Genomic DNA, 19031 nt, shown 5'->3' on the forward strand with positions numbered 1-19031 from the left:
TAATGGCTAAAATGCCTAATTTTATTCGATATGGCAGAGGCCGAAAACGATATTGATCAGCTCAAAAAGAAAATTGCCAACCTGGAGGCGAAATTGGATAACACTCAGCGAGACTACTACACGCTGGTGGAGAAAACCAATCAAAACCTCAAGGATCTCTTCGATAATTCGAACGACCTTATCACCATTTTTAAAAAGACTGGCGAGATCAGGTTTGCCAACGAGGCTGTAAAAAATAAGCTTGGATATTCTGAAGAAGAGATTACCGACCTGAAGTTTCTGGAGGTCGTTCATCAGGATTATAGAAAAGGCACGCTTCAAAATATTTTAAAAATCACTGCTGGTAGCAGATTTGAGCGATTTGAAACCGTATTGATTTCCAAAACAGGAAAGAACATTTACGTAACAGGAAAGCTTACATCTGTTTTCGAAAATGATGAGCCCGTAGAGTATCGCTGTGTCTTCTATGATATTACAGAGCGGATCAGGGCAGAAAGCGCACAGAGCCTCTACTACCAAATCGCCAACATTACCATCACCGAAAATGATCTGGAGCAGCTGTATAAAAACATCTACCACCAGCTAAACCAGATGTTGAAAGTGCAGAATTTTTGTATAGCTCTCAAAGAGCGAAAAAAATACAAAAGGATATTCTCCATCAATGAAAAGTCAGATGAAATCGACCTCTCCCATGATGTAGATCATACTCTCATGGAATATACTGTTCAGCGGGATAGGTCACTCATTATTTACCGAGATGGCATTGAGAAGATAAGCCAGCAAACAAAGATTGAGTTTCAAGATCCAATCCCGAAAATTTGGCTCGGTGTGATTATCCGGACTGCTACAGAGATGGGCGTCATGTCGATCTGCAGCTACAAAGATCAGAGTGCCTTCAACAATAAAGACCTTGAACTTCTGGATTACATCGGAGGGCAGATCAGCCTGGCGATGGAGCGACAGCACAAAGAAGAGAAAATTGAAAATCAGGCTGCCACGCTGGGGGCGATCTTTGACAGTAGTACGCACGAAATCTGGTCAGTGGATAAGAAATTTCGATTTACGTCCTTCAACCAGAATTATGAGGTAGCCTTCAAAAAATACTATGGATTCAACCCGAAAATTGGAACCAGCATTTACGAGGTGGCCAACGAGCACCTTAATGATGATGTTAAATCCTTCTGGGTAAAAAAATACGAGGAAGCTTTTACAGGTAAGTTTGTCAACTTTCAAACCAACAATCTGGATAAGGATGGTAAAATGGTCTGGCGTGAAGTATTTGTCAACCCCATTTTCCTACCCAATGGACGCATAGAGGAGCTGTCTGTCATTGCCAATGACATCACTGAGAAAAAGGAATCAGAAAGCGCTTTAATAGCCAGTGAAGAGAAGTTCCGTACCATCTTCGAATCCTTTCAGGATATCTACTTCAGATGCAACTTGGATGGAATTGTGACCATGATCAGCCCTTCCGTTCAGGAGGTTTTAGGATATTCACCCGGTGATGTGATCCAAACATCTGTGATGAATTATGCCGATAAAGCCTCTCAGGTGAGAGATATTGGTAATCGGATAAAAAAAGAAAACAGACTTAGAAACGTAGAGGGCACCCTCAAGACCTCCGATGGGAAAAAGTTGCAGTTTTTCTTCAACATCCGATTGATTAATAAAGATGATGGAAATGTAGAAATAGAAGGTGTGGCCAGAGATGTCTCCAAACTAAAGGAAACAAACGAGGAGCTGAAAAGAGCCAAGGAGATGGCCGAACGATCGCTGAAAATCAAAGAACGGTTTCTCGCCAATATGAGCCATGAAATAAGAACTCCTATGAATGGCATCATTGGGATGATCGATTTGCTCGCAAGCACTACACTGGACGAGGAACAATCAGAGTATGTGAAGACCATCAATAAATCGTCTCAGACTTTACTAAATATCCTCAACGACATCCTTGACCTCTCCAAAATTGAAGCCGGGAAAATGGACTTGCGTCAGCAGCCCGTTCACCTGGTGAAAACAATTGAAAAAGTCTACGACCTGTTTTCTCAGCAGGCTTCCTCGAAAGACAACAACCTCTTCTATCATATAGATGATCAGATTCCTGAGTGGATATTGGGGGATGAAACCCGCTTGATTCAGGTACTCTCCAACCTCACATCCAATGCCATTAAGTTTAGTGAGAGTAAGGGCAACATAAATATGAGCATAAGACTGCTGAAAAAGCGTGGCAAGCAGTTTGTATTTAAGGTCGCCATAAAAGACTCAGGGATTGGCATATCTGAAGAAGATCAAAAAAGTCTGTTCCAAAGCTTCCATCAGCTGGATAATAGCAGTTCTAAAAATTTTGGTGGCACAGGACTTGGGCTTGCTATCTCGCGTGAGCTGGTAAAATCCATGAAGGGAGAAATCGGGGTGGTCTCCACTCCAGGACTGGGCAGCACATTCTGGTTCACTTTTATGGCAGAAGAAGTTTCGGCAGAGTCGGTCAGTGCCAGCCAGCCGGACAAGCCATTCACCAAAGAGTTTACCGGACAGGAGCCTAAAATCCTGCTGGTAGACGATAACGATGTGAACCGAAAAGTGGCCAGCAGCATCATGATAAAATCAGGCTGCAAAGTAGAGGAAGCCTTTGATGGATTTCATGCTATTGAAAAAGTGGAGAAGGAAGATTTTGACTTGATCTTTATGGACATACAGATGCCAAAAATGGACGGCATCAAGGCCACTCATGAGGTGAGAAAGCTAAAATACGGAGCAAATACGCCCATTATTGCCATGACTGCCTACTCCATGGAGGAAGATCGTGAGCGGTTCCTTAAAGAAGGTCTCGATGACTATCTCGCAAAACCGATTAAGGCGGACATGCTTGTTGAAAAGATCAAGAAATGGGTTGATTTCAAACCAATTGAAGTTTCAATCGAGTCTATTGTAGAGAAAACCGAAGACTTGGCTATCAACCAAAACACACTCAACCAGCTGGCTAAGTATGGCGGTCAAGAGTTGATTGAGGCAACCTTACATGATTTTGAAGAAGAAGCCGAGGTGCTTGTGAGCAACACACAGCGATATCTTGATGAGAAAGAATATGAGAAAATGAGAGGTGAATTACACACCCTGAAAGGCAATGCTGGCACGTTGGGAGTGGAAAAATTATCTAAACAAGCGGCTGATATTGAAAAACGATTAAAAGAAAATAAATTTGAGGGGCTGGGCAAAGAAGTACAGTTATTAAAAAAGCTGTTTAGCGAGTTTAAAGAAAGTAGCCAAAACCTATTAGTCACCAATGAGTAAAAAAATAATTGTAGCCGAAGATAGCAGTGTCATACAAAATCTCACCAAGAAGATTCTCTCACAGCTCAACTATGAAATTTCTTCCGTAAAAAATGGTCAGCAGGTGCTGGACCTTCTGGAAAAAGAAGACTACAGTCTGGTCCTTTTAGACATTCACATGCCGATCATGGACGGGATGGAATGTGCCAGAAAGATCAGAAGCATGGACGGAGAAAATCAGAGTATCCCAATTGTGGCCATCACTGGCAATGCTAATAACTACACGATGGAAGATTTTGAGGAAGCAGGGATCAATGCCTTCATCCCCAAGCCACTAAACTATGACTCTGTGGTGGAAATGGTGAAAAAGTACACGGATGACAATTAAGTATACCAATCACTTTCTTAACAAGCTAGAGGACATTATGTCGGAGACCGACTATATCCTTCGCTATGAAAAGGGAAACTTTCAGTCGGGATACTGTATTTTGAATGAAAGTAAAGTGGCCGTAGTAAATAAATTTTTCGCGCTTGAAGGGAAGGTAAATAGCCTAATTGAAATCATCCGATCGATCAAAGTAGACACCACCCGGCTTAGCGAAAACAACAAAAAACTTTACTCAGAAATCACCAATAATCAGCTTCAATTGTGAAGGTTACTTTTCTTGGAACCGGTACTTCACAAGGTATTCCCGTAATCGGCTGCAAGTGTGAGGTTTGCACTTCCGTGGATTATCGAGATAATCGCCTTCGATCATCTATTTTGGTAGAGGTAGAAGGCATCCACATGGTCGTAGATACCGGACCCGATTTTCGGCAGCAAATGCTAAGAGAACGAGTCAAGAAGCTAGACGCTGTGCTTTTTACCCACGCTCATAAAGATCATGTAGCTGGGCTCGACGATATCAGAAGCTTCAACTTTCTTCAAAAAAAAGATATGCCCATCTACGCTACTGAGTTTGTATTGGGACGTTTGAAGCAGGAGTTTGAATACATCTTCACCGACAGCAAGTATCCGGGTGTACCGAAAGTGGAGACGCACGCCATTGAGAATAAACCTTTTAAGGTCAGCCAGGTTGAAGTTCAGCCGATTGAGGTGATGCACTACAAGCTGCCTGTTTTCGGCTTCCGATTTGGTGATTTCACCTACATCACTGACGCTAACAACATTGCTGATGAGGAAAAAGAGAAGATCAAAGGATCAAAGGTGATTGTCCTGAATGCGCTTCAGAAAAAGACTCACATCAGTCATTTCAATTTAGAGGAAGCTTTGGAACTGATGGCTGAACTGAAACCAGAGAAGGGCTACTTAACGCACATAGGGCATTATATGGGTACCCACAAAGAAGTTTCAGAAGAATTGCCCGATAATGTGGAAATTGCCTGGGATGGTCTGCAATTGTCAATTGACAATTGATAATGGTCAATTACAATGTTCCACAACTATTTCTTCCTTAAACGATTGGCACCCGAGCTCGAACATGAGTTAAAAGGACTGATCCTGCTCGAATGCTTCTCACAAAACAAGGATGAACTTATTTTGGGTTTTGGAGATGGTGAAAGGGTGTTTTACATCCGGGCAAACCTTGATCCCAATGTGTCCCTTCTCTCCTTTCCTGAAGAATTTGCCCGAGCTGGAAAAAACAGCGTAGACCTTTTTTCTGAATTGCTGGATAAAGTGGTGACAGGTGCTTCTGTTTTTGAATACGAGCGTTCCTTCCAAATTGAATTTGGAGAAGACGCTTTGATCTTCAAGATGCACGCACGTAGAGCCAATGTGCTTTATGCGAGGAAAAATGAAATTATAAACCTGTTTCGAAAAAATCTGAGTCCGGATTTTGAAATCATACCTGCAGAACTGAATAAAAAGATTGGCATCAGCCAGGAAAACTTTTCAAAACATGGGCATGATCCCATCCAACTAATTCCGGCTCTGGGCAAAGAAGTCAAAATCCATTTGGAAGCCACAGGGTTTTACGAAATCCGGGAGCAGGAAAAGTGGAATCACTTCAAGAGCCTGCTTGAGCAGCTTGATACTAATCCGATTTACCTTCATGAAGGCCCTGCGATCAGTCTCATAAAAGAAAGCTTAGAAAAAACAGATGAAGCAATAACTGCCACAAACTGGCTTTACGAAAAGACCGTCAAGGGATTTTATTTTGAAAAAGAGAAATCACAGGCGATCAATAAGCTGAAGCAAAAAATTAAAAAGTCTGAAAGCTACATCTCCAAGACAAAGAGCAAACTCCAGCAAATAGAAAATGCCAGAAGTCCGGAAGAGATTGCCAACATTTTGATGGCCAACCTCAACAGTCTTCAGACGGGCCTATCCAAGGCGGTACTCCATGATTTTTACAATGATGCCCCCATTGAGATCAAGCTCAACCGGGAGCTAAGCCCACAGAAAAACGCCGAGAACCTGTACCGAAAGGCTAAAAACCGGCATCAGGAAATTGATGCACTCAAAGAAAACATTGCGGCAAAAGAAAAGCTGATAGACAAGCTGAGCAGACAGGTGCTGCACATAGATGAGATTTCAGATACCAAGGAACTCAGAAAATACCTGAAAGATCACGGGCTGGCTCAGAAGGAGAAAGTGAAGGAAGAGCACCTTCCCTATCATGAATTTGAGGTAGATGGTTGGCACATCCTCCTCGGTAAGCACGCAAAAGCAAATGATGAACTCACCTTAAAAGTGGCTAACAAAAACGACCTCTGGCTTCATGCCAAAGATGTGGCAGGATCTCATGTGGTAGTTCGCCAGAAACCGGGACAAAATTTCCCTAAGCACATCATTGAAAAAGCAGCAGCGCTGGCAGCCGCTAACTCCAAGCGTAAAACAGACACCCTCTGCCCGGTTATTTATACACAGAAGAAGTTTGTGAGGAAAATGAAGGGCGCCCCTGCCGGACAGGTGATCGTAGAGAAAGAAGAGGTAGTAATGGTGGAGCCGAAACAAGTTAGTGCCTAAAAAGGTAACCCCTTCAACTTGCATGAATCAGCCATTTCAATAGGCTCAATCTGAATCAATTGATTTCTAAGCTGTCGCTTGCTCCAAATTTCCTGCCTCCCATTACGCCATAGCCGGAATTGGTTTCTAGAATTATGACTTATAAATCGCATGTGCTTGAAATGCAAATGTGAGGTTTTGTATTGCACTCGAACGATATATCCTTCTTTACTGACCAAATAATTATCAAAACCGTTAACTTTCCACCTAAACGTCATAACTGTGCTAAGAATAACGTTTTGCACGGGTTTATGTTCGTTACATTAATGTTACATGGCATAAGCAATGCGCAGAACCTTCATCATTCTCTTACTGGCGAACTTCCTAACGAACTGCCAGAACAGTGAGAAGCGGAACTACTCTAACACCAAGGGAAATGCTGACCTTGAAGCAGTTTTTGAGCAGTTGTCAAAAAAAGCCCGAACCGACTCAATTCTGAATTTCAGTCTAGATAGTTTAACAAGTTTTGACTGGGACACAGTTTTAGTTTTAACACCATACACCCCAATAAAGTATCTGGAAAGAAACACTAACATTGACCTAGAACCACTCTTTTACACGAAAATTACAGTAACTGAAGGATACAACGTCTTAGCATTTATCAAGAACGACAAACTCATTGAGTGGGTAGAGCTAAGAGCTTTATATGGTTCATTTGATTATTATGATTCAACTCGATTTTACGATCCATCAACAGCTAACTTCCGAATGATTCTGACAGACAGAAAATTCACTAGTGGACAACCTATTCTAAAGGTAGAACCCATTGATTCAACGGGAACCTTTATTAACTGGAGAAACGCCATGTAACAAGCACTAGCAGGCATATGCCGGAGCGCTTTCTACTTATTTCAGTGCTACTTGACCGCTACACTGCCCATTCTGCTACTTGTGTTTCCCCTCCCTCCTTTTCGTCTTTCTGGCCTGAGTTTTTCTGAACGCAGTGCTTCGTAGATACTGTTGCGGGGATTGGTCAGTTTCGCTAGCTTAGTGCTTTTTACAACTTGTGGGCATACAGCCTGCTAGTTAGACGTTATATGCCATTTCTTGAATCCCAAAATGATTCTTAAATCAGACAAAGTCTACAAACAAACCAAGCAAATTATCCTTGGCGATTCCAAAATGGCTCCTTTGTATGAGCCACTAGCTAACTGGATTGATTCAACATTTAATGTGAAAACTGTGAACATTGTTCATGATTATATAAATGGCAATAAAAGACCAAGGCTGAACATCATCTTTGAATTTGAAAAAGAAAAACTCAAATTCAACGGTAAAGAACGATTCGGGTACGATTCAAGCAAACAGAAAAAGATTGCCGGTGAGTTTGAGAGACTTATGAAGGAGTACTTTGATTCTAAGCGACCAGGACTACTTAACTTCTTCAAACGTGAAAATCACGAATCTATATGGAAAAACTTGTGGGTTATTTTTAGCTCTTTTGAACCAGTTGCTAAATCTGAGGTAAATGAAAAATTACCTGAATCCCGAATCAAGCAATTAAAAAATGATATTGCTAATCCAGACATTTGGGAAATTTCGAGAGCGTTTTCAGGGGTAACTTTCTTTGTACATACAGACGAACAACTAAAGAAATATGAAAAAGGAACAGAAAAAGAAGTCTGGCGCAATCAATACTTCCAACTACTGAAGGAATATGATGAGTATAACTACTTCAACCTAAAGACTTTCAACATATACCTGGATAGCAAAGAAAACTTTGACAACAACTATGAGAGTAGCTGGTTCTATTACTATAGGTAACGGCATATAACAAGCACTAGCAGGCATATACCGAAGTGCTTTCGACATATCTCAGTGCAATTCGACCGCTACATTGTCCATTCTGCTACTTTTATTTCCCCTCCCTCCTTTGTGTCTTTCTGGCCTAAGACTTTCATAACGCAGTGCTTCGTAGATACTGTTGCGGGGGTTGGTCAGTTTCGCTAGTTTAGTGCTCTTTACAACTTGTGGGCATACGCCAGCTAGTTAGACGTTACCCTCCTTCACCTTCCCTAAAAAGCCCTACTTTCGCAATTCATTAATTTTAAACTATGTCCATACTTGAACTTATCGGCTGGCTGGGTGCCGGCTGCCTCCTCTTTGGATTTGCACTTAACATCTTTCAAAAAATACAGGCAGAATCAAATGCCTATTTGATGCTCAATCTGATTGGCTCTTTGCTTCTGCTTTATAATGCATACATGAATGGAGCCTTTCCTTTCGTAGCTGTAAACTTCGTTTGGGTGGTATTCTCAGCCTTCAAACTTATCCAAATGCGACTCAAGGCCTGATGGACGGTACGCAAAGAAGTGATATTAAAATTGGTAGCGAGGTAGCTGTCGTTCAAAAGCACCATCAACGAACGGGCGAGTTGACAGAAGGGATTGTCAAACGAATTCTAACTAAATCGTCCTCCCACCCACATGGCATCAAAGTGATGCTGGAGGACGGGGTTGTAGGGAGAGTAAAAGAGATTTTTTGAAGTGACCTGAAAATTCTTAGTCGCTGTATTCGCTGATTGATCGACTGCTTACTTAGCTCCGTCTTATAATTAATTCTACAGGCTGTTTCGGAGTATATATTAGTGAAACTAGTTTGTCACTATTACCAAAATAACCATGAAAAAAGTATTAAGCCTGTTAATTATCGCATGCTTTTGTTTTAGTCTGATCGCACAAGACACTCCAACTCACAATAAAAAAATTTATAAAAATGAAGATGGAAAGGTTTATGTAAACAAAGACCTCCCACTATACCTAAGTATCTCTACCAGCCCTGACGGCACGGACAGCAAGGTACTTGATGGAAAAGATCCTAAGTATAGCAGTCCCATGTATCTGGATTCTGAAGGATACAACACCATCCGAACACCCTGGAAAGTGGATCCCGAAACCAAACAAACCATCTATCCAAAAGAGGAAGTGATTTTCGAGCTTTACGCTGATAGCAAACCGCCGATAACAACTATTTCGTTTGATGCTGAAAAGCGGGCTAAAGTGGATGACAAAATCATTCTAAAAGCCTGTACAATCACACTTTCTTCAAAAGATGAAATCTCCGGAACAGAATCAATTTACTATTCACTGGACAATGCTTCATTTCAGAAATACGAAAATCCCATTTCTCTTGCGGACGAAAAAAGCTACACATTCAAGTACTATGCAGTAGACAATGTGGGCAACAGGGAAAATATGAAGAGCATCTCTATTCAAGTGGATAATACTGCACCGTCCACATCAATGAACGTAGATGGAGATCTTTCAGAGAACATCGTTTCAGCAAGATCCAGTATTGTCCTGGATGCAGCTGATGAGGTATCGAACGTTTCGAAGATTTTTTACACCATCGATGACGGAAAAACCTATGAGTACGCATCGCCAATTTCCATGACAAGCCTGAGTGAAGGAGAGCATACCATTACTTATTTCGCAGTGGATATGGTAGACAATAATGAAGAAAAGAAGACATACAATTTCTACCTCGACAAGTCTGCACCACGCGTCATAGACGAAATCATTGGAAACACATTTATCGCAAATGGGAAAGAGTACTATTCCGGTAGAACCAAACTGAAACTAGTAGCCATGGATAATAAAGCCGGGGTAAAAGAAATTCGATATTCGGTAAACGGAGGTGAGTTTAAACTTTATGAAGCTCCATTTTACCTTACCCAGTCCGGAAATCTTAACATTGAAGTACTGGCAATGGATAAAGTGAATAACCGGGTTCGTTCGACAGAATTTTCCGATAAAAACAATCTTTTGAGCTATGTTGACTTATCAGGGCCATCACTAAGTTTTAACCTTTCCGGACCGTCTTTCACGGTCAAAGACACAGTTTACATATCGAAAGAGACGGCCATTTCTCTTCGGGGAACTGATAAGGACTCAGGGTTTAAAGAAATTGACTATCAGGTAGATAATGGATCTGCTGTGACCTATTCCGAGGCATTCAAAATTGAGGAAGAAGGTTTTCATGCGGTTACTTACAATGGATACGATAACTTATCGAATTCCAGTACTGAGACAATCTTGTGTATTGTTGATAACAGTGGCCCTGAAGTATTCAATCGATTCAGTATCGATTCAAACAAATCTAAAATGATAGAAGGTGAAGAATACAAAGTTTATCCGCCTCATGTGGTTCTTTTCCTTTCCTCAACCGATCGCTATGCTGGCCTTGATAAAATCAGCTATCAGATCAATGGTGGGCCGATGCTTCCATACAAAAGCCTGATAGAAAATTTCAGAAAGGATACAGCTTATAAAATAAATGTGCTGGTGGTTGATAAACTTGGTAATGAAAATCAGGAAGAAATCAGCTTCTACATTGATTAATCAATTGTAAATTTGATACATGAACTTTTGTAAAAAAGCTATGCTCTTATGTGTGGCTTTCTTGCTCACCGCCCTTACTTGTCTATCTCAAGATCTCAGCGCCGAGACACAGAGCCAGCTCATTCACTATGAGCAGGCGCTAAAAGTGGCTCTGGATGAAGGCAAGTACGATAATGCTGCGGGGATATGTGGGAAAGTTGCTTATATCTATTGGGACAATAGAAAATATGATGAAGCTATTTCCTATTTCGAAAAATCTATTGAATACAACCAGAAGGTAAATAACAAAAACGGCGTTAAGAGTGCCTACTACAATCTTGGGCTCCTTCGGATAGACAATGAACAATACGAAAAAGCACTTAGCGATTTCAATAATGGAATTGTGCTTGCCAAGGAACTCAATCAGAAAAATCACGTACTCTCCGGGCTTATCAATGCGGCCTCTGTCAGTCAGAGCCTGGGCCAAAACCAGGAAGCCATCAACCTGGCATTAGAGGCATTAGATATTGCCAAAGAACTTGAAAACATCAATTTGACAAAGAGGTGTTATGGTATCCTTTATGAAAGCTATCAGTCAGAAGGTGATTCCGAAAAGTCAATTGAGTATTTTGACCTGTACTCCACTGTCGACAGATTTCTCAGAGATGAGCAGGAAAAGAAAGTAAAAGCTGAATCCGAACGGCAAGTAGCCGCCATTGCGAATCAAAAAGCACTTACGGATCGTGAACTTCAAAGTAGCAATCAAAAATTGCAGGTAGCGACTGATTCCCTCCAAAGAGCAAGAGAAATTACCGAACGTCAGCGACTTCAGCTCAAGCTAAATGAAGTCACCTTGCGAGAACAGGAAGCTCAGCTAGAAAACGAGCGACTAATCAGGAATGGATTGATCATCATTACATCCCTGACACTTCTTTTCTTGGTTGTTCTTTACATTCAGTATAGACAAAAACGGAAAAAAAATATTCTACTCAGTCAGAAAAACGATCAGATCACTCGCCAAAAAGAAGAAATCGAACGGCAGGGTAACAATCTATCTATCAAAAACGAAGAGCTCACAGCTGTTAATAAAGAGAAGAATTTGATGATGAGCATGGTAGCTCACGATCTGAAAAAACCCATCAATGACCTTACTTCCTTATCACAGATATTAGAACAGTATCAAGACAAATTGCCGGAAGACTTTAACCACCTGGTGAGCGTGCTAAAAAAATCCTCCAGCGGATACCGAGAGATGGTACACAAGATTTTGGATGCCGGAGCTATTGAAAGCAGAAAGCTAAATGTGGTTCAGGAAAAGCTGTCGGTGAGAACTATACTTGAAGACAATGCACAATCGCAAAGCTTAACCGCCGGAGAAAAAAACATCTCTTTTGATTTGGGAAATATTCCTAATGACTCATTCGTCAAAGGAGATCGCATTTACTTAACACAAGCCATTGAAAATGTCCTTTACAATGCAGTGAAATATTCTCCAAAAGGCTCGACGATCGAATTAGGAGCGGTTGCTTCTAATGGAAAAAGCCTTGAGATTTTTGTGAAAGACCATGGTCCGGGTATAACCAAAGAAGATCAAAAATATCTTTTTGAAACTTTTAGGCCATTGAAAAATGGTGATTTGGAATCAACCGGTCTTGGGTTGTCTATTTCCAAAAAATACATTGAGGCCATGAATGGAGCCATCCGATTCGAAAGCCAGGAAGGCAAAGGCACCACCTTTTATATGGAGTTGCCGAAATGGGATAGTTAAATGAAGTCCATATCTCACTCGCCATATAATTGATTTCAAAAGAAAACAATAGGCTTTTAAGGGTAATTCCACTATTCGTTTTATCAAATCCATTTACAGAATCAAGGCCGTTTTTATTTAACAATTTTTCAATAGTTCTTCCCACTCTTTCCTAATAATTACAAATATTCACTGCTTTATGTGAATCGGTTATTATTTTACGATCCGTCGGATTATTGAGTAATGGAAACTGTACCTAAAAAAGGAATTCAAGGGTTAATTGAAAACTGGCAGAGTGATTTAATCGCTGCGGTAAGCGTCGCGTTGATTGCTTTACCCCTTTCATTAGGTATTGCTTTGGCAGCAGGGGCACCTGCCATGGCTGGTATCATTTCAGCTGTTGTGGGTGGTGTGGTTACAACCTTTTATCGAGGTGGTCATGTATCAATCAACGGACCGGCAAAGGGTGTCATTGGAGTGATCCTTTTGGGGATCGCATTGATGGACGATGGTACAGGCCAGGCCTTTAATTACATACTGGCTGCTGTAGTTGTCTCAGGTGCCATTCAGGCTGTTTTGGGATTATTGAAGTTGGGTCGGTTAGCGGAAATCTTTCATACTTCCGTCATTCACGGCATTTTGGCAGCCATAGGAATCATCATATTCGCTAAACAGATCCATGTGGCCCTGGGCACACACTCAGATAGTCCGAGCATCATACAAAACCTCATCGATGCGGTAGTATTCCTTCCACAAGCCAATCCTTTCGTGGTGGTGATTTCTTTGGCAGGCTTGCTTCTGTTATTATTTCATTCCAAAATCAGCAACCGGTTTTTCAATTTCTTGCCTGCCCCCATGTGGGTTATCGTCCTTTCCATTCCATTTGTCTATATCTTCAATTTCTTTGAGGAGCACACGCTTTCATTTTTTGGAAAAGCCTATGAGGTAGGGCCCCAACTGTTGTTGGATATTCCCGATTCAATCAAGGACTCGATCATGCACCCGAATTTCAGCAAAATTGACACGATTGAATTCTGGACAACCGTCTTTTCTATTTTGATCATTACAAGTATTGAATCGCTGGCTATTGCGAAAGCGGTTGACAAAATTGATCCTTATAAGCGAAAGACGGATTTGAATAAGGATTTAACAGGAATCGGGTTGAGTACCATGGCTGCTGGTTTAATTGGGGGCTTGCCAATCATTGCTGTGATCATAAGAAGCACGGTCAATATCCATAATGGTGCGAAGACCAGGTGGTCCAATTTGTATCAGGGTCTGCTGCTACTTCTTTTTATTGTGGTATTGAGCCCAATAATGACTCAAGTACCACTGTGTGCTTTTGCTATTTTGCTCGTTTATACCGGATTTAAGCTGGCCTCTCCTGCCGTCTTCAAACAAGCGTATGACCAAGGAACTGAGCAATTATTGTTCTTTGTAGGGACGATGGTCTTAACCCTGTACACCAATTTATTGGTTGGTTTACTTGGCGGACTATTATTGGCGCTGACCACCCATATGCTATTGGCGAGACTGTCCATTCCTGAGTTTTTCAACATGGTTTATCGTTCGCGCACAAAATTGATACAGCGACCGGACGGAGGTTTCGACTTAAAAATCAGAGGGGTTGCGAATTTCTTAGGCATCTTAAAAATCGACAAACTAGTGGCTCAAATTCCAGCCGGAGCAGACGTCAATATTGATTTGTCTGAAACAAGATTGGTAGGCATGACCTATATGGACTATCTGGTGGAATTCCTAAAGATGCAAAGGGAGACGGGAGGCAATGTCTTTATTACAGGATTGGATTCACATGTTTCTTCCTCCGGATATAATAGAGCTCTAAAAATTAGCTTGACCAGCTCCGCTAAATTGTCGCAAAGACAAAAACGTTTAAGAAACTTAGCTACTAAGTATGATTATCAATACAACAGTCAAATGGACTGGAATACGGTTTATCTGAAAAAATTCCACTTTTTTGAAATCAGACCTATTGAAGGAAAATCCAATACGCTCAGAGGAACCTACGAAGATCTGAATGTGTCCTGGGAAATTGCCGATGTAACCTTCAATGAAGGCCAGGCTTTTACAGCCGAGACGTTCAATACAACGCTTATGGTCTTAAAGTTGAATAAAAAAATCCCCGTTTTCACGTTGGATAAGGAAGGAGTATTTGAAAGAATATTTGACCGTGTGATTGCTTTGACGGGCTATAAAGACATTGATTTTGAGATCTATCCTGATTTTTCTAAGAAATTCCTTCTTATGGGGAATAATGAACCAGAGATTCGGTCATTTTTCACCGATGACATCATTCGATTTTTCGAAAATCATCAAACGTATCATTTAGAAAGCAATGGTGAGGCACTACTCATTTTTAATAAAATTAAACTGGCACGGACTGATGAAACGCTTGCGTTTATAGATTATGGAAAAGCGTTGGCCACTCTCTTGGATGCAAAAACGTCTGAGCTGGTTTAGACATGAGGTCCAGAAAAAAATTACTTAACACTAATCTTTAGAACCTCAGTTGTCTTTTCGGTGATCTTAAACTGATCAGAGACTCTGTAACCTACAACCCATGAGATTATCCCAGATGATTCAACCACCAGAACTTTTCTCTTTTGACTAACCGACACCTTTTCATCAATAAGAATATCGCTCACCTTCTTTGTTCCATTCATTCCCAATGGTTGAATCCGATCGCCCTCCTTCCAGCCACGGATGCATAGTGGAAAGTTGAGCTTACTTAAGTCAAAATACGCTTCATCATTGGAAGTGAATTGAATGTCACCTTTTCCAATTCTTGAAATTTCGATAGTAGAGTCACCAAAATTGTAGGTGCCTTCCTTATCAATCATTAGTTCGTCATTGGAAACCGATTTGTCAGGATCAATGAATAAGGTGGAGCGATCCATAGTGATGAACCATTCTCCGACCGGAAAGCTTTTACCCGATTTACCTCTGGCCTCAAAGACCTCTTTGGCTGTTGCATAGTTCACTCCGAACGAAGCAAGCATCTCTGCCAAAATCAACTCATCCGAGGGGTCAGATATCCAGTCCAGCTCGATTTTCCAGCCATTTCCATTCTTTTTCAGATATTGAGCTTCTATTTCTGCTAACCTTCTTTGTACAATCTGAGAAGCATAACTCAGGCGCTCAGCTGTACTCACGAAAGTCCTTAGTAACGAAGGATTAAGCTTCTTCAACTCAGGAATCACTTCATGTCTAATCAGATTCCGGTCATAGTCTGTTTTGCTATTGCTGGAATCCTCCCTCCATTCCAGCCCCAAATCCATAGCGTATGAATGCAGCTCCTCTTTACTGGCAAAAAGCAATGGTCGGATAACGTTATCATTCTTACCTGAAATACCGGACACACCTTTAATTCCGGTTCCACGAGACAAGTTGATCAGCACAGTCTCAAGTGAATCATTCAGGTGATGGGCTGTTGCAATCCTATCAAGTTTGTGCTCTGCTATTAACTCACCAAACCACTGATAACGTGCGTTACGTGCCTCCAGTTGAATCGATCCATCCCCTAACTCAAAGGACTTAACAAAGCAATTGATCCCACGCTGATCGGCCCATTTCATCACAAAAGCTTCGTCTCCGTCAGACTCCTCTCCTCTTAGCTGATAGTTGCAATGAGCAATAGACACATTGATTTTTTCTCCCATAAACAAGTTGGCCATCACCATAGAATCCAGCCCACCACTCACAGCCAGCAGGATTTTTTCACCCTTCCTCACCAAATCATTGGAATGAATGTAATCATGGAACTGTTTTTGTAAAGAATGCACGACTTGATCTGTTAATTTTGCCGGATGCGGAAGTTAGTCCAAACCACTTTTGTTTTTATAATTCTCCTCTCAACTGCCGGGGCATACGCCCAAAAAGGTGATCGGATCAAATACAAAGCTGACGATTTATTTGAATTTCGAAAAAACGGAAAAAAAATCAGACGTCTAATAGGCAATGTGGTGTTTGCTCAGGAAACCTCCACCATGTATTGCGACAGCTCATATTATTATGTGGAAAACAACACCATGGAGGCCTTTGGGCATGTCAGAATTGTAGATGATTCCGTGACGATTACCTCCAGAAAGTTAATCTACAATGGCCAGGACAGAACGGCCAAATTGAGAGAGAATGTGGTGTACACCAAAGGAGAGCAGCGACTTACCACAGAGTTTTTGGACTACAACATGGATACGGAAGTAGGCAACTATTTCAATGGAGGAAAGCTGAAGGATTCCACAAACGTACTCACCAGCAAAACCGGCTACTATTATGGCCTTCAGAAGTATGCCCTGTTCTATAGGGACGTGGTTCTTATAGCACCGGACTACACGCTAAAGGCTGATACGCTTAGGTACAATACCGTTCCAAAAATTGCGATAACCGAAGGCAAGACCACCATCATTACTGAGGACGAATCCATCCTTCATGCAAAAGGAGGAACTTTCAGAACTAAAATAGAGCAGTCAGAATTTATCAGCGGCACGGTGGAGACGATCGATTATTACATGGAGGGTGACGAACTCTTTTTCGACGATCTCAAAAAATATTATGATGCTACTGGCAATGTGAAGCTTACCGCCAAAAACGAGGATATCGTAATCACTGGAGATGAGGGATATTCAGATAAAGCGAATGGAATCAGTAAGGTTTATGGCAATGCTCTGATGAAACGCTTTCTCGAGAAAGACACCCTGTACCTGGCGGCTGACACATTGGTTTCAATAGAGAGTAAATACGATTCGGTGAAGCGAATACTGGCCTACCACAATGTGCGCATTTGGAAAAGAAACCTTCAGGGGCTGGCGGACTCTGCCTCTTATTTTCTAAAAGATTCGTTGCTGTACTTCTATGAAGATCCCATCTTCTGGAATTTGAAGAATCAGCTCGAAGGTGACACGATCGTGATGGAAGTCACCGAGAAAGAAATCAAGTCCATGGCACTACGTCAGAAAGCTTTTCTATCGACAGAAGATACTCTCAAAAATTACAACCAAATCAAGGGTAGAACCATGCAGGCTCATTTCAAGAAATCCAAAATTGATAGGATCTATGTAAATGGGAATGGTGAAAGCATCTATTACGTGCTCGATGACGAAGACCCGGCCAATATCATAACCATGGGAATGAATCGAATCTTATGCAGTGATATGACCATACGCTTTAAAAATGAGAAGCTCGACAACATCTCATTTTACATCAAACCGGAAGCCAGATTTATCCCTCCTCACGAACTCACTCCCGATGTACAAAAACTCGGTGGATTTGAATGGAAAGGTGATTTGCGTCCAGAGCTTGAAGATTTGATAACGAGTAGCGAAAAACCTCAAAATCAAAATCAAAATAAGGATAAGGTCAAACTAATCCCGAGTGAAAAAATCAAACTGGAAGGGCCTACTAAAAACAAGCGAGAAATGTTAAAATCTCTTAAAGAAGGAGACGAATAACTTCACCATGTTTCCGTTTAAGGCATAAGTCCTTAGTTTTGCCGACCTATAAAAAAATTATGAGGGAAATTCGAATACTTTTCTTGCTGATCGTAGCTGCCAGCATTGTGGGATGCAGCAAATTTCGCAAGATTCAAAAAAGCGGAGATTGGAAGACAAAATACGAAGCTGCACTGGCTTACTATGAGGATGAGGATTACCACCGCACTATTATCCTGCTAGAAGACATACTCCCGATAATCAGAGGAACCGAAGAGGCGGAGCTTGGCAATTTCTACCTGGCTTACAGCTATTATTACCAAAAACAATACATCCTTTCTGCACACCATTTCGATGAGTTTGTAAAAATTTATGGACGATCTGAGTATGTAATGGAAGCAGCATATATGCATGCCTACTCACTTTATTTGCAATCACCTGACTATCAGCTGGATCAAACGGTAACCTATGAAGCCGCTGCAGCCATGCAAAACTTCATCAACCGCTATCCAAGCTCGGAATATGCTACAGAGGCTGACAGAATCATTGATGTGATGCAGCAAAAGCTCGAAAAAAAGGCATACGAGCAGTGCAAGCTTTATTACAAGCTGAGAAGATATAAGTCAGCCCTTGTGGTCTATGACAACTTTGCTGACGATTTTCCAGACTCACACTACAACGAAGAAGTTTCTTATTTGAAGATTGAAACCTCCTATGATCTGGCTCGAGAAAGTATCCCTTCTAAACAGGAGGAGCGATTCCGAAACACTATTGATCACTACCTGGCTTTCATAGATAAATACCCGAATAGCAAATTTTTAAAAGATGCAGAGAAAATTTATGCAAATAGCATCGAAGAAATAACTAAATTTGCCGATTCAAATTAAAAATGACGATGCAGCATATGACTTCTTCACTTATTACACGCGACAACCAAGACATTCTAGAGCCAACCGGTAACCTTTACGAATCTTTGGTGATCATCGCAAAGCGCGCAAGACAAATCAGCGCAAATCAAAAGGAAGAGCTTAACGCTAAACTTGCTGAATTTGCTTCTTCTGTTGACAATCTGGAAGAAATCTTCGAAAACAGAGAGCAAATAGAAATTTCAAAATTCTACGAAAGAATGCCTAAGCCTACAACTACGGCTGTGGAAGAATTCCTAAACGGTGAACTTAATTTCAGATTACCTGAAGAAGAAGACGAGTCTCGTTCGGATTTAGCATAAATTAGTCGCC

Annotated in this window: 16 protein-coding genes; 15 read left to right on the top strand and 1 reads right to left on the bottom strand. The window is 41.3% G+C overall.

Annotated elements, in window-relative coordinates; genetic code table 11:
- Positions 1-30: 30 nt before the first annotated feature.
- The 12 genes from ACEQZT_RS12340 to ACEQZT_RS12395 all read left to right on the top strand — a co-directional run bounded on the left by ACEQZT_RS12340 (position 31) and on the right by ACEQZT_RS12395 (position 14827).
- A complete protein-coding gene (locus ACEQZT_RS12340) occupies positions 31-3291 on the top strand; it encodes a PAS domain S-box protein (RefSeq protein ID WP_370089747.1) in 3261 nt (1086 codons plus the stop codon).
- A complete protein-coding gene (locus ACEQZT_RS12345; protein WP_370089748.1) occupies positions 3284-3658 on the top strand; it encodes a response regulator in 375 nt (124 codons plus the stop codon). The genes ACEQZT_RS12340 and ACEQZT_RS12345 overlap by 8 nt, the downstream gene beginning before the upstream one ends.
- Positions 3648-3923 carry a hypothetical protein gene (locus tag ACEQZT_RS12350; RefSeq protein ID WP_370089749.1) on the top strand — a complete coding sequence of 92 codons (276 nt, stop codon included), beginning with the start codon at positions 3648-3650 and terminating at the stop codon, positions 3921-3923. Before ACEQZT_RS12345 ends, ACEQZT_RS12350 begins: the two co-directional genes overlap by 11 nt.
- Positions 3920-4687, top strand: a complete 768-nt coding sequence (locus ACEQZT_RS12355; RefSeq protein WP_370089750.1) for an MBL fold metallo-hydrolase — start codon at positions 3920-3922, stop codon at positions 4685-4687. The genes ACEQZT_RS12350 and ACEQZT_RS12355 overlap by 4 nt, the downstream gene beginning before the upstream one ends.
- A 15-nt stretch (positions 4688-4702) precedes the next feature.
- Positions 4703-6241: an NFACT RNA binding domain-containing protein gene (locus ACEQZT_RS12360; RefSeq protein WP_370089751.1), complete on the top strand. Its 1539-nt coding sequence runs from the start codon at positions 4703-4705 to the stop codon at positions 6239-6241.
- A gap of 324 nt (positions 6242-6565) precedes the next feature.
- Positions 6566-7090 carry a hypothetical protein gene (locus tag ACEQZT_RS12365; RefSeq protein ID WP_370089752.1) on the top strand — a complete coding sequence of 175 codons (525 nt, stop codon included), beginning with the start codon at positions 6566-6568 and terminating at the stop codon, positions 7088-7090.
- A gap of 249 nt (positions 7091-7339) precedes the next feature.
- Entirely contained in the window at positions 7340-8044 is a 705-nt protein-coding gene (locus tag ACEQZT_RS12370; protein ID WP_370089753.1) for a hypothetical protein, read from the top strand.
- 290 nt (positions 8045-8334) lie between these two features.
- Positions 8335-8574 (top strand): hypothetical protein, encoded by a 240-nt coding sequence (locus tag ACEQZT_RS12375; RefSeq protein ID WP_370089754.1) that lies wholly within the window; start codon positions 8335-8337, stop codon positions 8572-8574.
- Positions 8574-8765: a YwbE family protein gene (locus ACEQZT_RS12380; protein WP_370089755.1), complete on the top strand. Its 192-nt coding sequence runs from the start codon at positions 8574-8576 to the stop codon at positions 8763-8765. The genes ACEQZT_RS12375 and ACEQZT_RS12380 overlap by 1 nt, the downstream gene beginning before the upstream one ends.
- A gap of 136 nt (positions 8766-8901) precedes the next feature.
- The gene (locus ACEQZT_RS12385) at positions 8902-10620 is read left to right on the top strand and encodes a chitobiase/beta-hexosaminidase C-terminal domain-containing protein (protein ID WP_370089756.1); all 1719 of its coding nucleotides are present in this window, start codon (positions 8902-8904) and stop codon (positions 10618-10620) included.
- 19 nt (positions 10621-10639) lie between these two features.
- Entirely contained in the window at positions 10640-12367 is a 1728-nt protein-coding gene (locus ACEQZT_RS12390; RefSeq protein ID WP_370089757.1) for an ATP-binding protein, read from the top strand.
- 222 nt (positions 12368-12589) lie between these two features.
- On the top strand, positions 12590-14827 hold the full coding sequence (locus tag ACEQZT_RS12395) for a SulP family inorganic anion transporter (RefSeq protein WP_370089758.1): 2238 nt from the start codon (positions 12590-12592) through the stop codon (positions 14825-14827).
- A gap of 20 nt (positions 14828-14847) precedes the next feature.
- Here ACEQZT_RS12395 and tilS read toward each other — a convergent pair whose 3' ends face one another.
- The gene (gene tilS / locus ACEQZT_RS12400; RefSeq protein ID WP_370089759.1) at positions 14848-16149 is read right to left on the bottom strand and encodes a tRNA lysidine(34) synthetase TilS; all 1302 of its coding nucleotides are present in this window, start codon (positions 16147-16149) and stop codon (positions 14848-14850) included.
- A 24-nt stretch (positions 16150-16173) separates the two neighbouring features.
- On the opposite strand from tilS, the gene ACEQZT_RS12405 reads away from it, so the two are divergent.
- From ACEQZT_RS12405 to ACEQZT_RS12415, 3 genes are read left to right on the top strand one after another with little or no spacing between them, the layout of a single operon-like run.
- The gene (locus ACEQZT_RS12405; protein WP_370089760.1) at positions 16174-17814 is read left to right on the top strand and encodes an OstA-like protein; all 1641 of its coding nucleotides are present in this window, start codon (positions 16174-16176) and stop codon (positions 17812-17814) included.
- A gap of 59 nt (positions 17815-17873) precedes the next feature.
- A complete protein-coding gene (locus ACEQZT_RS12410; protein WP_370089761.1) occupies positions 17874-18680 on the top strand; it encodes an outer membrane protein assembly factor BamD in 807 nt (268 codons plus the stop codon).
- An 8-nt stretch (positions 18681-18688) separates the two neighbouring features.
- Positions 18689-19021, top strand: a complete 333-nt coding sequence (locus tag ACEQZT_RS12415) for a DNA-directed RNA polymerase subunit omega (RefSeq protein ID WP_370089762.1) — start codon at positions 18689-18691, stop codon at positions 19019-19021.
- Positions 19022-19031: the final 10 nt, after the last annotated feature.

This window comes from Ekhidna sp., from assembly GCF_964218185.1.
GTDB lineage: Bacteria > Bacteroidota > Bacteroidia > Cytophagales > Cyclobacteriaceae > Ekhidna.